This window comes from Pseudomonas sp. N040 (assembly GCF_015637705.1).
GTDB lineage: Bacteria > Pseudomonadota > Gammaproteobacteria > Pseudomonadales > Pseudomonadaceae > Aquipseudomonas.
In genome coordinates, this window is sequence record NZ_JADOBE010000004.1 from 186,340 (window position 1) to 200,633 (window position 14,294).

16 protein-coding genes are annotated in these 14,294 nt (G+C 64.2%); 4 read left to right on the top strand and 12 right to left on the bottom strand.

The window, feature by feature from the left end; translation table 11 throughout:
* The first annotated feature begins 29 nt into the window (after nt 1-29).
* Nucleotides 30-275 (top strand): hypothetical protein, encoded by a 246-nt coding sequence (locus ISX93_RS07935; RefSeq protein ID WP_195778179.1) that lies wholly within the window; start codon nt 30-32, stop codon nt 273-275.
* A 67-nt stretch (nt 276-342) separates the two neighbouring features.
* On the opposite strand, the gene ISX93_RS07940 is transcribed toward ISX93_RS07935, so the two are convergent.
* From ISX93_RS07940 to ISX93_RS07955, 4 genes are read right to left on the bottom strand one after another with little or no spacing between them, the layout of a single operon-like run.
* The gene (locus ISX93_RS07940; RefSeq protein WP_195778180.1) at nt 343-849 is read right to left on the bottom strand and encodes a dihydrofolate reductase; all 507 of its coding nucleotides are present in this window, start codon (nt 847-849) and stop codon (nt 343-345) included.
* Nucleotides 846-1,640 carry a thymidylate synthase gene (locus ISX93_RS07945; RefSeq protein ID WP_195778181.1) on the bottom strand — a complete coding sequence of 265 codons (795 nt, stop codon included), beginning with the start codon at nt 1,638-1,640 and terminating at the stop codon, nt 846-848. The genes ISX93_RS07940 and ISX93_RS07945 overlap by 4 nt, the downstream gene beginning before the upstream one ends.
* A complete protein-coding gene (lgt, locus tag ISX93_RS07950; RefSeq protein ID WP_195778182.1) occupies nt 1,640-2,440 on the bottom strand; it encodes a prolipoprotein diacylglyceryl transferase in 801 nt (266 codons plus the stop codon). Before lgt ends, ISX93_RS07945 begins: the two co-directional genes overlap by 1 nt.
* 9 nt (nt 2,441-2,449) lie before the next feature.
* Nucleotides 2,450-3,232, bottom strand: a complete 783-nt coding sequence (locus ISX93_RS07955; RefSeq protein ID WP_195778183.1) for a sulfite exporter TauE/SafE family protein — start codon at nt 3,230-3,232, stop codon at nt 2,450-2,452.
* Nucleotides 3,233-3,373: 141 nt separating this feature from the next.
* Between ISX93_RS07955 and ISX93_RS07960 the strand changes: the two genes are divergently transcribed.
* Nucleotides 3,374-4,144, top strand: coding sequence for an NRDE family protein (locus tag ISX93_RS07960; protein WP_195778184.1), 771 nt, complete (start codon nt 3,374-3,376; stop codon nt 4,142-4,144).
* Here ISX93_RS07960 and ISX93_RS07965 read toward each other — a convergent pair.
* From ISX93_RS07965 to ISX93_RS07975, 3 genes are read right to left on the bottom strand one after another with little or no spacing between them, the layout of a single operon-like run.
* Nucleotides 4,109-4,954: a DUF6929 family protein gene (locus ISX93_RS07965; protein ID WP_195778185.1), complete on the bottom strand. Its 846-nt coding sequence runs from the start codon at nt 4,952-4,954 to the stop codon at nt 4,109-4,111. The genes ISX93_RS07960 and ISX93_RS07965 overlap by 36 nt on opposite strands.
* Nucleotides 4,951-7,230, bottom strand: a complete 2,280-nt coding sequence (ptsP, locus tag ISX93_RS07970; RefSeq protein ID WP_195778186.1) for a phosphoenolpyruvate--protein phosphotransferase — start codon at nt 7,228-7,230, stop codon at nt 4,951-4,953. Before ptsP ends, ISX93_RS07965 begins: the two co-directional genes overlap by 4 nt.
* A gap of 17 nt (nt 7,231-7,247) precedes the next feature.
* Complete coding sequence (locus tag ISX93_RS07975; RefSeq protein WP_195778326.1) at nt 7,248-7,727, bottom strand: RNA pyrophosphohydrolase; 480 nt, start codon at nt 7,725-7,727, stop codon at nt 7,248-7,250.
* Nucleotides 7,728-7,869: 142 nt separating this feature from the next.
* Here ISX93_RS07975 and ISX93_RS07980 point away from each other — a divergent pair, with 142 nt between their 5' ends.
* Nucleotides 7,870-8,529, top strand: a complete 660-nt coding sequence (locus ISX93_RS07980; RefSeq protein ID WP_195778187.1) for an HAD family hydrolase — start codon at nt 7,870-7,872, stop codon at nt 8,527-8,529.
* On the opposite strand, the gene ISX93_RS07985 is transcribed toward ISX93_RS07980, so the two are convergent.
* From ISX93_RS07985 to ilvA, 4 genes are all read right to left on the bottom strand, one after another.
* On the bottom strand, nt 8,524-9,897 hold the full coding sequence (locus ISX93_RS07985) for an HD-GYP domain-containing protein (protein WP_195778188.1): 1,374 nt from the start codon (nt 9,895-9,897) through the stop codon (nt 8,524-8,526). The genes ISX93_RS07980 and ISX93_RS07985 overlap by 6 nt on opposite strands.
* A gap of 82 nt (nt 9,898-9,979) precedes the next feature.
* Entirely contained in the window at nt 9,980-10,234 is a 255-nt protein-coding gene (locus ISX93_RS07990) for an acyl-CoA-binding protein (protein WP_195778189.1), read from the bottom strand.
* 66 nt (nt 10,235-10,300) lie between these two features.
* A complete protein-coding gene (locus ISX93_RS07995) occupies nt 10,301-10,741 on the bottom strand; it encodes a DUF2269 family protein (RefSeq protein WP_195778190.1) in 441 nt (146 codons plus the stop codon).
* Nucleotides 10,742-10,765: 24 nt separating this feature from the next.
* Complete coding sequence (gene ilvA, locus ISX93_RS08000; RefSeq protein ID WP_195778191.1) at nt 10,766-12,280, bottom strand: threonine ammonia-lyase, biosynthetic; 1,515 nt, start codon at nt 12,278-12,280, stop codon at nt 10,766-10,768.
* Nucleotides 12,281-12,415: 135 nt separating this feature from the next.
* Between ilvA and rpiA the strand changes: the two genes are divergently transcribed.
* The gene (gene rpiA, locus ISX93_RS08005; protein ID WP_195778192.1) at nt 12,416-13,087 is read left to right on the top strand and encodes a ribose-5-phosphate isomerase RpiA; all 672 of its coding nucleotides are present in this window, start codon (nt 12,416-12,418) and stop codon (nt 13,085-13,087) included.
* Nucleotides 13,088-13,244: 157 nt separating this feature from the next.
* On the opposite strand, the gene ISX93_RS08010 is transcribed toward rpiA, so the two are convergent.
* Entirely contained in the window at nt 13,245-14,165 is a 921-nt protein-coding gene (locus ISX93_RS08010; RefSeq protein ID WP_195778193.1) for an SdiA-regulated domain-containing protein, read from the bottom strand.
* Nucleotides 14,166-14,294 lie beyond the last annotated feature (129 nt).

A 14,294-nucleotide genomic window follows, 5' to 3' on the forward strand; every position in this document is an offset into this window, starting at 1 on the left:
GGCACTCCTTATTCACGGAGAACCCCCCCATGCGCCGTCTTGCCCTATTCCTCTGCGCTGCCTTGCTCAGCGCGCCCCTGCTGGCCTCGCACTGCCCCCAGGACATGGCCAAAATCGACCAGTTGCTGAAAACCGATCCGCCGGCCAGCAGCCAGATCCTCGCCGAAGTCAAACGCCTGCGCGCCGAAGGCGAAGAGCTTCACAACGCCGGCGATCACGCCGAGTCGGAAAAGGTTTTGCAGCAGGCGCTGGATTTGCTGCAGAGCAGCGAGTAGCAGGGCGCTTGCTGAAAAGTATGAACCGGCGCCACACACCACGTAGGTTGGGTTGAGCGCTTGGGTGCTAGCTGCGCACCCAGGTCTCGAAACAGTAGGCCGGGGTCTGTTCGCCAGCCGCATGCGCCTCGCTGTCGTGCAGACGCCAGTCCTGCTCGACATAGGCCGGGAACCAGGCATCGCCCGCGGGGCTCAGCGCCACTCGGGTCAGGTACAAACGCGCAGCTTGCGGCATGGCCTGTTCGTAGAGTTGTGCACCACCAATCAACATCAGCTCCTCGGCACCCTGCTGCTCAGCCCACTGGCTGGCACGCTGAATGGCTTGATCGAGAGAGTTGAAAACCTCTGCGCCGTCCAGCTGCAGGCCGGCCTGGCGACTGACCACCAGATTCAGCCGACCCGGCAGCGGCCGGCCGAGCGAGTCCCAGGTCTTGCGCCCCATGATGATCGGCTTGCCCAGGGTCAGCGCCTTGAAATGCCTGAGGTCGGCCGGCAGGTGCCAGGGCAGCTGGTTGTCACGGCCGATCACGCCGTTTTCGGCCAGCGCGGCGATCAGGCACAGTGGCCGGCTCATACCGCCACCGGCGCCGGGATATGCGGATGCGCCTGATAGCCGACCAGCTCGAAGTCCTCGAACCTGAAGGCCAGCAGGTCGGTTACCGTCGGATTGAGCTTCATCACCGGCAACGGCAGCGGCTCGCGCGACAGTTGCAGGTCGGCCTGCTCCAGGTGGTTGGCGTACAGGTGGCAGTCGCCGCCGGTCCAGATGAACTCGCCCGGTTGCAGGCCGCAGACCTGTGCCACCATCAGCGTCAGCAGGGCGTAGCTGGCGATGTTGAACGGCACGCCGAGGAAGATGTCGGCCGAGCGCTGGTACAGCTGGCAACTCAGCTTGCCGTCGGCCACGTAGAACTGGAACAGCGCATGGCACGGCGGCAGGGCCATCTGCTCGACCAGTGCCGGGTTCCACGCCGAGACGATCAGCCGGCGTGAATCCGGATTGCTTTTAATCATGGCAATGAGGTTGCTGATCTGGTCGATCGAGCCGCCATTGGGTGTAGGCCAGCTGCGCCACTGGTAGCCGTAGACCGGACCGAGGTTGCCGTTTTCGTCGGCCCATTCGTCCCAGATGCGCACGCCGTTGTCCTTCAGGTACTGGATGTTGGTATCGCCCTGGAGGAACCACAGCAGCTCGTGGATGATCGACTTCAGATGGCACTTCTTGGTGGTGACCAGGGGGAAGCCATCGGCCAGATTGAAACGCATCTGGTGACCGAAGATGCTGTAAGTGCCGGTGCCGGTGCGGTCGGTCTTGAAGGTGCCGGTGTCACGCACCAGGCGCATCATGTCGAGGTACTGTTTCATCAGGCAACTCCCTGCGCGGCCTGGCGCCGGTACGCATGAACAATCAGGAAGATACCCAGCGCCACCATCGGCAGGCTGAGCAGCTGGCCCATGGTCAGCCAGCCGAAAGCCAGGTAGCCGAGCTGGGCATCCGGCACCCGGACGAATTCGGCAATGATGCGGAAGATCCCGTACCACAGGGCAAACATCCCGGAGACCGCCATGGTCGGCCGCGGCTTGCGCGTGTACAGCCAGAGGATGGCAAACAGCAACACCCCCTCCATGGCGAACTGGTACAGCTGCGACGGGTGCCGCGCCAGCTGTTGCGGGTCGGTGGGAAAGATCATCGCCCAGGGCAGGTCGGTAGCGCGGCCCCACAGCTCGGCATTGATGAAGTTGCCGATGCGCCCGGCACCCAGACCGATCGGCACCACCGGCGCAATGAAATCCATCAGCTGGAAAAAAGTCTTGCCATTGCGCTGGCCGAACCAGGCGCAGGCCAGCATCACGCCGATAAAGCCGCCATGGAAGGACATGCCGCCCTTCCACACCTGCAGGACCAGCAATGGGTCATCCAGGTAGGCTGCCAGGTCGTAGAACAGCACGTAGCCGAGGCGCCCGCCGAGAATCACGCCCATCGCCGACCAGAACACCAGGTCGGAGAGCTTTTCCTTGCTCCAGGTTGGATCAAAAGCCTTCAGTCGCCGCGACAACAGCCACCAGGCGCCGCCAATTCCGATCAGGTACATCAGGCCATACCAGTGGATTTTCAGCGGACCAAGGGCCAGTGCCACCGGATCGATTTGCGGATAAGCCAGCATTGCAACTCCTCAAAGCAGAAAATTCAGACCGACACAAAACAGCAGCAGGGCAAACAGGCGCCTGAGCAGGCGCGGTGGCAGCTTGTGCGCCAGGCGCGCACCAAAGCGGGCAAAGAACATGCTGGTGAAGGCGATGCCGACCATCGCCGGCAGGTAGACAAACCCCAGGCTCCAGTCCGGCAGCAGTGGATTATGCCAGCCAATCAGCATGAAGCTCAGCGCACTGGCCACGGCAATCGGGAAACCGCAGGCCGATGAAGTGGCCACCGCCTGCTGGATCGGCACACTGCGCCAGCTGAGGAAGGGCACACTGAGCGAACCGCCGCCGATGCCGAAGATCGCCGAGGCCCAACCGATCACCCCGCCGGCCGCCGTCAGGCCGAGCTTGCCCGGCACCGGCGCGCTGGCCTTGGGGCGCAGCTCAAAGGCCATTTGCGCGGCAATCACCAGGGCGAATACGCCAATGATCTTCTGCAGCAGCGGGCCCTTGATCGCCGCCGCGGTCAGCGCACCAAAACCGGCGCCGAGCAGGATGCCCAGCGCCATCCAGCGCACGATGGGCCAGACCACCGCGCCGCGCCGATGGTGCTCGCGTACCGAATTGATCGAGGTGAAGATGATGGTGGCCAGCGAGGTGCCCACTGCCAGCTGGGTCAGGATTTCCGGGGCAAAGCCCTGCGCGCTGAAGCTGAACACCAGCACCGGCACGATGATGATGCCGCCCCCCACGCCAAACAACCCGGCCAGGACGCCGGCCGCGGCACCCAGCAGCAGGTAGAGCGCAAATTCCATCACAACCCCTTGGGTCTGCCCACACAAAGGGCGCATGGTACCGGATGCATGCCGGTGGCTCCATCGTTGAGCTACCAGCGGCTGGACGTTCCCCCTGCATGGCGCGATGATCATGGCCTTGCAGACCACCAGGAGTTGCCCATGTGCCTGATCGTTTTTGCCTGGCGACCCGGCCATCCGCAACCGCTGATCGTTGCCGCCAACCGCGACGAGTTCTATGCGCGGCCCAGCCTGCCACTGGCGCACTGGGATGATCGCCCGGGCGTCTATGCCGGCCGCGACCTAAAGGCGGGCGGCACCTGGCTGGGCATCAGCGACAGCGGACGCTTTGCCGCACTGACCAACATCCGCGACATGCAACTGCCGCAGGGCGGGCCATCGCGCGGCGAACTGGTTGCCGATTTCCTGCACGGGAGGCAAACCGCCGAGGAGTATCTGAGCGGTCTGAGCGCGCGCGCTGCCGGCTATGCCGGGTTCAATCTGCTGCTGGGCAATGCGCAACAACTCTGGCACTTCAACCAGCAGCAAGGCACTGCCCAGCAATTGCCGGCAGGCTTGTATGGGTTGTCCAACGCAGATCTGGACAGCCCCTGGCCAAAACTGCAACGCGCCAAGGCGGCGCTGGCCAACTGTCTGGCTGAGCCGCAAACCGCGTCGCTGTTGAACCTGCTGCAAGACGCACAGCCAGCCGCCGACGCCGACCTGCCGGATACTGGCGTGGGGGTGCAGATCGAACGTCTGCTATCCAGCGTATTCATTGCCAGCCCCGGCTACGGCACCTGCGCCAGCACCGCGCTGATCGTGCATCAGGATGGCCGGCGGCAGATCGCCGAGCGCCGCTTTGGCCCCGCCGGGGTGCTGCTGGGGGAAACCTGCCTAGTAGTCCGGCAAGCACAAGCGGTAGAGGCATGAGCGGGCAGCGGCGTCATCCGGGTCATTGACCAGCCGCAAGCTACCATCACCCACCATACAGAGGCCCTCGATCTTGGCGTCACCGGCAAGCGGCCAGAGTGCCCGCACCTGCCCGGCTTCCAGCCAGCCAATGGCACTGCCCAGACAGGGGCCGTCGGCATAGGTCGAGGCGCTGTCTTCGGCCGCCGCCGAGAACAGCAGGCGTCCCTGCAGGTCCAGGCACAGATCGGTTATGGTCAGCGGCACGCCGCCAAGCTGACCGAGCTGCAGTGGCACGCTCTCTTGCAGGCATTCCGGACCGAGCCATGCCTGCCCCAGCTGCGCCATGACCCGTGACAGATCGAGGCTGAGCAGTGCATTGCTGGATCCCGCGCCATTGCCGCGCTGCGCCAGCAGCAACTGACCGCCCCGGACCACGGCGCCTTCCAGGTTCAGCTGGGGGATCTGCTGCTCCAGCACCAGATACAGCGGCGTCAAATCGATAATCCGAGTCTCTCCCGGTCGCCACAGCACGCCACGCCGACGCTGCGCAGTGGACCCGGAGCCCAGCGCCAGCAGCCAGCCGTCCGGCAGCTGGCAGAGCATTTCAAAGTCGGCCTTGATGGCCTTGCGCGCCGTGGGTTCTTGCGGCCATTGCTCATCCAGCAGCACATGCTCAGCGCGGAAGCCGCCATCCAGGTCGTAGCAATGCAACAGCCGGTTGTCGTCGGCCACCAGGCACAGTCCGCCGGCATGCCAGACCAGCGCGCTGGCGGCGGACACCCTGAGGCCGGCCAGGCGCTGCGCAACCAGCGCCGGCGCCGGACTCATGCCTGGATGGTGGCGGCAGGGTTGATCATGCGGCCGAGGCCGAGGTTGTGCAGCGCCAGCTGCAGGGTGCTGTGGATGACCTGCGGATTGTCCATGCCCATCAGCTGCTCCAGCAGCTCTGTGGCCATGCGCTTGCTGATCTGGCGCAACAGCCATTTCACCTTGGGCAGGTTGGTCGCGTTCATCGACAGGCTGTCAAAGCCCATGGCCAGCAGCAGCACCGCGGCGGCCGGATCACCGGCCATCTCGCCGCAGATACCCACCGGCTTGCCTTCGGCATGCCCGCCATCGACCACCAGGCGCAGCGCCTGCAGCACGGACGGGTGCAGGAAGTCATAGAGGTCGGCGACCCGCGGGTTGTTGCGGTCGACTGCCAGCAGGTACTGGGTGAGGTCGTTCGAGCCGATCGAGATGAAGTCGACCTGACGCGCCAGCTCGCGAATCTGATAGACCGCCGCCGGCACCTCGATCATCACGCCGACCGGCGGCATGGCAATATCGAAACCCTCGTCGCGCACTTCACTCCAGGCACGGTGAATCAGGTGCAGCGACTCTTCCAGCTCGCGCAGACCGGAAATCATCGGCAACAGGATGCGCAGGTTGTTCAGCCCGACGCTGGCCTTGAGCATCGCGCGGATCTGCACCAGGAAGATTTCCGGGTGATCCAGGGTGATGCGGATCCCGCGCCAGCCAAGGAACGGGTTGGCTTCCTTGATCGGGAAATACGGCAGCGCCTTGTCCCCGCCGATGTCCAGGGTGCGCATGGTCACCGGCAGCGGATGGAAGGCATGCAGCTGCTCGCGGTAGATCGCCAGCTGTTCCTTCTCGCTGGGAAAGCGGTCGCGGATCATGAACGGCACTTCCGTACGGTACAGGCCGACGCCTTCCGCACCGCGTTCCTGGGCGCGCACCACATCGGCGAGCAGGCCGGTGTTGACCCACAGCGGCATGCGCAAGCCGTCGAGGGTTTCGCACGGCAGGCTGCTGAGTGCACTGAGGCCCTTGGCCAGCTCGCGCTCCTCCTCGACCACCGCACGGTACTGCTTGCACAGCTCGGCCGACGGGTTGGTGAAAACCTCGCCATGGTAGCCATCGACGATCATCTGGATGCCGTCGACCTTGGAGTACGGCAGATCGACCGCGCCCATCACTGTCGGAATGCCCATGGCGCGGGCCAGGATGGCGACGTGCGAGTTGCCCGAACCGAGTACCGAGACCAGGCCGATCAGCTTGCCTTCCGGCACCTCGCCGAGCATGCCCGGGGTCAGCTCCTCGCTGACCAGGATGGTGTTCTCGGCATAGCTCAGCGTCTGCGTGCGCGCTTCCTGCAAGTAGGCCAGCAAGCGCCGGCCGAGGTCCTTGATATCGGAGGCCCGTTCGCGCAGATAGGCATCATCCATCAGCTCGAAACGCTTGACGTGGTCGCCGACCACCTGGCGCAGTGCGCCCTGCGCCCACTGGCCGGTGCGGATGATGCGCATGATCTCGTTACCGATGGCATCGTCATCCAGCATCATCAGGTAGACATCGAACAGTGCGCGCTCTTCCGGGCGCAGCTGAGTCGCCAGCTTGGCCGACAGTGCGTGCAGGTCCGCCCGCACTGAATCCAGCGCGCTGCTGAACAGCGCCAGTTCGGCATCGATGTCAGCGATGGTCTTGTCCGGCACCACGTCCAGATCGGCCGGTGGCAGCATGACCACGGCGGTGCCGATGGCAGCGCCGGGGGAGCCTGGCACGCCGGCAAACTTGGCCTCATGGATGCCCTTGCCCTGCTTGCCGAGGCCGCGGATCGAGCCGGTCGCCTCGGCATGCGCGATCACTCCGGCGAGCTGCGCGCTCATGGTCACGAGGAAGGCTTCCTCACCCTCGTCGAACTGCCGGCTTTCCTTCTGCTGGATGACCAGCACGCCCATCACCCGGCGGTGGTGGATGATCGGCGCTCCGAGAAACGAGGCATAGCGCTCTTCCCCGGTTTCGGCGAAATAGCGATAGCGCGGATGATTGGCCGCATCCTCGAGGTTGAGGGGTTCCTCACGGGTGCCGACGAGGCCGACCAGACCCTCGTTGGGGGCCATGCTGACCTTGCCGATCGCGCGCTTGTTCAGACCTTCGGTGGCCATCAGCACAAAGCGGTTGCTTTCCGGGTCCAGCAGGTAGACCGAGCAGACGTGGCTTTTCATTGCCTCGCGCACACGCAGCACGATGATCCCCAGCGCCGCCTTCAGATCCTTGGCCGCGTTTACTTCCTGGACGATCTTGCGCAGCGTGTTGAGCATGCTGATTCCTGGGTCTGTCAGTCACGTGCCGGCAGGCACGGGGCAAGTTCCTTGAGGGCGCGACGATAGACTTCGCGTTTGAATGTCACGACCTGACCCAGCGGGTACCAGTAACTGACCCAGCGCCAGCCATCGAATTCCGGCTTTCCGGTTACATCCATGCGCACGCGCTGTTCATCGGAAAGCAGGCGCAGGAGAAACCACTTCTGTTTCTGGCCAATGCACAGCGGCTGGCTGTTGCTGCGCACCAGCCGCTGCGGCAGACGATAGCGCAACCAGCCCCGCGTACAGGCGAGAATCTTCACATCCTGCTCTTCGAGGCCGACTTCTTCATTAAGTTCACGGTACAACGCCTCTTCCGGCGTCTCCTGCGGGTTGATGCCGCCCTGCGGAAACTGCCAGGCGTCCTGATTAATGCGCCGTGCCCACAATACCTGGCCGACATCATTGGCGAGAATGATGCCGACATTCGGGCGAAAACCATCGGAATCAATCACGGTGGGAATCTCGAAAATGCTTATGCCGGCATTGTTCCACAAAGCCCGACGGAGCGGCAATGCAGCCACCGGCTCCGCGGTGGGCAGGCGCGACAAAAGCCCTTATCCTGTGCGTCCATTTCAGCTCTTCCGGGGTTTTACCGTGCGCCTGGCCATCTTCGATCTCGACAATACCCTGCTGGCAGGGGACAGCGACCACAGCTGGGGCGACTTTCTCTGCCAGCACGGGCATGTCGATGCCAGCGAATACCAGGCCCGCAACGATGCGTTCTACGCGGACTACTGCGCCGGCAAGCTCGACGTGGTGGCCTACCAGAACTTCAGCCAGGCGATTCTCGGCCGCACACCGATGGACCAGCTGGCCCGCTGGCACGCCGAGTTCATGCAGGAAGTGATCGAGCCGCTGATCCTGGCCAAGGGCGAGGCGCTGCTGCAGCAGCATCGCGAGCAGGGTGACCGGCTGCTGATCATCACCGCGACCAACCGCTTCGTTACCGGCCCGATCGCCAGCCGATTGGGCGTCGACACCCTGCTGGCCACCGAATGCGGCATGCAGGACGGCCGCTACAGCGGAACCCTGGCCGGGATTCCCTGCTATCAGGAAGGCAAGGTCAGGCGCCTGCAGCTGTGGCTCGATGAGCAGGGCATGACCCTGTGCGACAGCTATTTCTACAGCGACTCGCGCAATGACCTGCCGCTGCTGGAACAGGTCAGCCATCCGGTCGCGGTAGATCCGGACGAGGTGTTGCGCAGCACGGCACAGGCGCGCGGCTGGCCGATCATTTCCCTGCGGCCGTCATGAGGGCTGCGGACTGGATGTGCCCACCGGATCATCCATGTCCTGCAGTTCGCGATTGTCCAGCAAGGCCTGGACCTCGGGATCGATCATGTTCAGGCCGCGCGTGCCATCCGGCAGGCCGCGCGTGATGCGGTAGGGGTTGGATTCTGCGTCAACGCAGACCTTCGCCAGATCGAGGAAGCGTGGCGGGCAGCGCTGGCCATCCTGGTCGATCAGCACCACTACCTTGGGGCGCAGTTTCAGCTCCGGATTCTTTTCCACCACCAGGCCAATCTCACCGGTGTGCAACTCGACCAGCGTACCGACCGGGAAGATGCCCAGCCATTCGATGAATTGCAGCACCAGTTCGGCGTCGTACTGGGTTTCACGCGAATCCATCAGCACCTTGAAGGCGTCCTTGACGCTGCGTGCCTGGTCATAGACCCGCGGACTGGTGATCGCATCAAAACAATCAATGATGCTGATCAGCCGCGTGTAATCGGCTATCTGCACAGCCCCCAGGCGCCGCGGGTAACCCCTGCCGTCGAGTCGCTCATGGTGATCGCGGGTGACGTCCAGCACCATGGGTGGCAAGTCGCGGTTTTCCGCCAGCAGCTGGTAGCCGATCTCAGCGTGCGCCTGCATCTGGGCGAATTCCTCCGCCGTCAGCTTGCCCGGCTTGTTGAGTATCTGTGGATCGATCTTGATCTTGCCGACATCGTGCAGCAGGCCGGCCAGGCCGAGCTGCTCGAGGCCGATGCGATCCACCCCGAGGTAGCGGCCGAAGCCCATGGCCATCACTGAAACCGCCAGGCAATGCTGGCTGGTGTAGTCATCCTGGCGCTTCATGCGCGACAGCCAGAGCAGCGCACTCTCGTTGCGCAACAGGCTTTCCAGGTTATTGCGCACCACCGTCCGGCAATCCCCGACGTCGATGCCGCGGCCCAGCTTGATCGCCAGAAACAGATCCTTGACCACCGCCGAAGTCTTGCGGTGACTGGCGCGGGCATTCTGCACCTCGACGGAGAGCGCCTCGCGCTTGATTTGCTGCACCGGTCGCGGTGCACGCCTGAGCTTGGGCGTGGCCACCGGCGGCCGCCGGACCTGCCGCGCCGGCTCGGCAGCAGGCGCCACCGGCCGGTTATGCCGCAATGGTTCTGTAGCGGGATTTCCCGGTCGGTCAAGGTTGACCGTGACACGGCGCAACTCGTCGATAAAGACGAAACTGCAGCATGCCTGCACCGCCTGCAATTCCTCGACGGTGAGCAGCGGAAAGCCCTGGAACAGAAACGGCGTTTCGTTCCACGGCCGATCCAGCTCGCACACGTACATGCCGAGCTTCAGGTCGGAGGCGTACAGCTTGCGCTTTCTCAGCGGATTAATTTCGATCATCTGGAAACCCGGACATCCTGCACCACTGCGCGTCGCAACCCGGGCGGCAGGCCTGCCGCCGCACCCGGCCCGACAGGTTCGATCAGCCGTCTGCCTTGAGCAGCGCCTGCACCTTGGCCACATAGCGGGCCTGCGCCTCGCTGCTGCTCAGCCCCGCCAGCTTGGCCCACGCGTCGTACTTGGCGCGCCCGATCATGTCCAGCATGCCCGGCCTGGCGCCGCTCACATCGCCCGCCGCGCCCTGCTTGTAGTGCGCGTAGAGAAACAGCATGTCATCGTTGCCCGGCCGGCGCTTCAGGGTCTTGATCTGCGCCTGGGCTTGTTCAAAGGTGCTCATGGTGATCCTCACTGGGTCGTTAAAGTCGAGAGTAGGTGGTCAGCAACCGCCGTGCAAAACATTCGCTCACGCCGGTTTGGCGCCCATCAGCGCCATGATCGCCAGCAGCAGCCCGACGATCAGCACGGCATAGGCCAGGGTCAGGCGCAGCAGCTTGCGCGGTGCCGGCAGCGCGCCCAGCGCCTGCCAGGCAGCCAGGCGCCCCGCCAGCAGCAGGCCGGCCAGCACCAGCAGGATGAACAGCGCCGAACTGGCCAGCAGCCAGCTCTGGCCCAGCGCAAACCCGCCCAGATGCACCAGCCACCAGCCACTCAGCGGCAGGCTCAACGCCAGCACGGCGAGCGCCGGCAGACTGAAGCGCCGGGTGTTGCGCAGCTTGCGCTGCAGCAGCGCGGGGTCGGCACTGCTCTGCGCCTTCCAGAGCATCAGCAGATGCGCCAGCACGCCCAGCAGGACCAGCACGCCGGGCAGGCTGTGGGCGATTTTCAGCAGCAGATAATTGTCCATGATGACTCGCCAGGGTTGGTGGGTTCAGCCGAGAAACAGTTTGTAGGCCGGATTTTCGCTTTCATCCCAGTACGGGTAACCGATCGCATCCAGCGCTGCCGGAATCAGCTGGCGCTGCGCATGCGGCACCTGCAGCGCGGCCAGCACGCGGCCATCGGCAGCACCGTGATTGCGGTAATGGAACATCGAGATATTCCAGCGCCCGCCGAGCTTGTTGAGGAAGTTGAACAGCGCGCCGGGGCGTTCGGGAAACTCGAAGCGGAACACGCACTCGTCCGGCACCGCCGCGGCATGCCCGCCGACCATGTGCCGCACATGCAGCTTGGCCAGTTCGTTGTCGGTCAGATCCAGCACCGGAAAGCCCTGCGCACGCAGGCTCTCCACCAGCGCCTCGCGCGGGTCATGTTCCGGATGGGTCTGCACGCCGACGAAAATCTGCGCCTCGCCGTCATCGTGATAGCGGTAGTTGAACTCGGTGATCTGGCGCTTGCCGATGGCCTCGCAAAAGGTCTTGAAGCTGCCCGGCTTCTCCGGGATGGTCACGGCGATGATCGCCTCGCGCTTCTCGCCCAGCTCGGCGCGCTCGGCGACATGGCGCAGGCGATCGAAGTTGATGTTGGCGCCGGAGTCGATCCCCACCAGCACCTTGCCGCTGCAGCCTTCGCGCTCGACGTACTTCTTGATCCCGGCCACGCTGAGGGCGCCGGCCGGCTCGGTGATCGAGCGGGTGTCGTCGTAGATGTCCTTGATCGCCGCACAGATCTCGTCGGTACTGACGGTGATCACCTCGTCGACATATTCACGGCACACGTCAAAGGTATGCTGGCCGATCTGCGCCACGGCCACACCGTCGGCAAACAGCCCGACGCTCGGCAGCACCACGCGCTCGCCGGCGGCCATGGCGGCCTGCAGGCAGTTGGAATCATCCGGCTCGACACCGATGATGCGGATTTCCGGACGCAGGTATTTGACGTAGGCCGCGATGCCGGCGATCAGCCCGCCGCCGCCGACCGGGACAAAGATGGCATCCAGCTGGCCCGGTTGCTGGCGGAGGATTTCCATGGCCACGGTGCCCTGGCCGGCGATCACGTGCGGGTCGTCGTAGGGATGGACATACACGTAGCCTTTCTCTTCCACCAGCTTCAGCGAGTAGGCCAGCGCTTCCGGGAAGGCATCGCCGTGCAGCACTACCTTGCCGCCGCGCGAGCGCACACCGAGCACCTTCAGTTCGGGGGTGGTGCGCGGCATGACGATGGTGGCCTTGACCCCCAGGTGCTTGGCCGCCAGGGCCAGGCCCTGGGCATGGTTGCCGGCCGAGGCGGTGACCACGCCGCGCGCCAGTTCTTCGGCGCTGAGCTGGGCCAGCTTGTTGTAGGCGCCACGAATCTTGAACGAGTACACCGCCTGCAGATCTTCGCGCTTGAGCAGGACCTGGTTGCCGGTGCGCTCGGAGAGCTGCCGGGCCGCCTGCAGCGGGGTTTCCACGGCCACATCGTAGACGCGCGAAGTGAGGATTTTCTTGACGTACTGCTCGAGCATCGGACTGATCTTTGGCAATGGTGCGGAGAGCGGCAGTCTACCGCAGCGTTTCGCTGCACGACCACCGACACAGCAGGGTTTTAGCGCTTTCTCCGGTTATAATCTGCGTCCGATTTCACAAACCCACGGTGCCGCATGACCCAAGACCAACTCAAACAGGCTGTGGCGCAGGCCGCCATGGCGCTGATCCTTCCGCAACTCGAGCAGAAAAGCGTGATTGGTGTTGGCACCGGTTCCACCGCGAACTTCTTCATCGACGAACTGGCCAGGCACAAGATGGACTTCGACGGCGCCGTGGCCAGCTCGGATGCCACCGCTGCGCGCCTGAAAGCCCACGGCATTCCGGTGTACGACCTGAACAGCACCAGCGACCTGGAGTTCTATGTCGATGGCGCCGACGAAAGCGATCAGCACCTGAACCTGATCAAGGGCGGTGGCGCCGCGCTGACCCGCGAGAAGATCGTCGCCGCGGTGGCCAGAACCTTTATCTGCATCGCCGACGAAAGCAAGCTGGTGCCAGTGCTCGGCCACTTCCCGCTGCCGGTGGAAGTCATCCCGATGGCGCGCAGCCATGTGGCGCGCCAGCTGGTCAAGCTCGGCGGTGATCCGGTGTACCGCGAAGGCGTGCTGACCGACAACGGCAACATCATCCTCGACGTGTTCAACCTGGCGATCACCAACCCGCTGGAGCTGGAAGCGCAGATCAATGCCATCGTCGGCGTGGTCACCAATGGCCTGTTCGCGGCCCGCCCCGCCGATGTGCTGCTGCTCGGCACCAAGGATGGCGTGAAGACGCTGCGCGCCTGACTAGCGGCCTGCTTGGTTGGTTAACTTAAGTTCGGATGGCTGCGGTTCTGAGACAAGGTGCCCGGGCGGGTCAAGGCAGGGCGATGGCGAGGAGTGGCAACGCGGTATCAGGGCCGCGGACGCCGAAATTGACTAACTGGACTAACCAAACAGGCCACTAGTCCGGCGCAACCTTGCGGAAGCGGTAAAACAGGTTAGGTTCGCTGACCAGGTAGAGCACCCCCTGATCGTCCAGCGCCAGCCCTTCCGGTTGCGGGACACTGCGTTGCAGTCCGTGCAGGCCGGGCCAGAGCAACAGGCTGCTGATCGGCCGGCCATCGACAGCCAGCTCCAGCAGCAGGCGTGACTCATCCGACAGCGCCAGCAAATGCCCGCTGCGCGGGTCGAACTGCAAGGCCGACAAGTCGCGTACAAACAGCTGGCGATCGCGCAGACGATCATCCTGCACGCTCACCTCCACGGGCGGGCCGTAGCCCTCCTGCGGAAAGCCTTCAACCAGCAGAATTCGCAGCGGCTTGCGCTCCTTGGCAACAAACAGACGCTTGCCGGCGGCGTCATAGGCCAATCCCTCGAAGCCATTGTTGCCCGACGCGCCGACGTCCAGGGTCAGCTGCTCGCTATCCGCCGCATCCAGCCAGCGCGTGTGGGCATCGACATGTACGCGGAATAGCCGATGGCGGCGTTCATCGCTGATGACATAAATGCCCGGACTGATGTATTCCACCGCCTCGGTATCACCGAAACCGCTCAGCGGGATGCGCCGCAGCACCTCGCCAGCCAGCGACAGCTCGATCAGTTCGGCATTCTTGTTGGTCACCGTGAACAGGCTGCGCCGATCCGGATCGAAGGTCAGCGCCGAGACATTTTCCAGCCCGCCAAGCGGCAGTGCCTCAATCTCCACCCGATAGTCCGGCAGCCAGAGCGAGCGCGCTTGCCAGTCCGCTGCGCTGCTCCACTCCTGCCATTTGAACCAGCCCAGCTCGAACAACCGCCACTTCTGCCCTACCACCCCCGCAGCCAGGCCAAGCAACAACACGACCAGCAGGACAACAACGCGCAGCAACCAGCGTCTGGGCATGATCAACTTCCGGCGAACCTTGGATTGCGGACGCGCATGCTAACCAACAACCGGACGGTGCGGCCACCCGCGGCCCCGGTAACGCCCCGCCGCCATATCCGGCGACACCCCGATCCCGCCAGCCGGAAC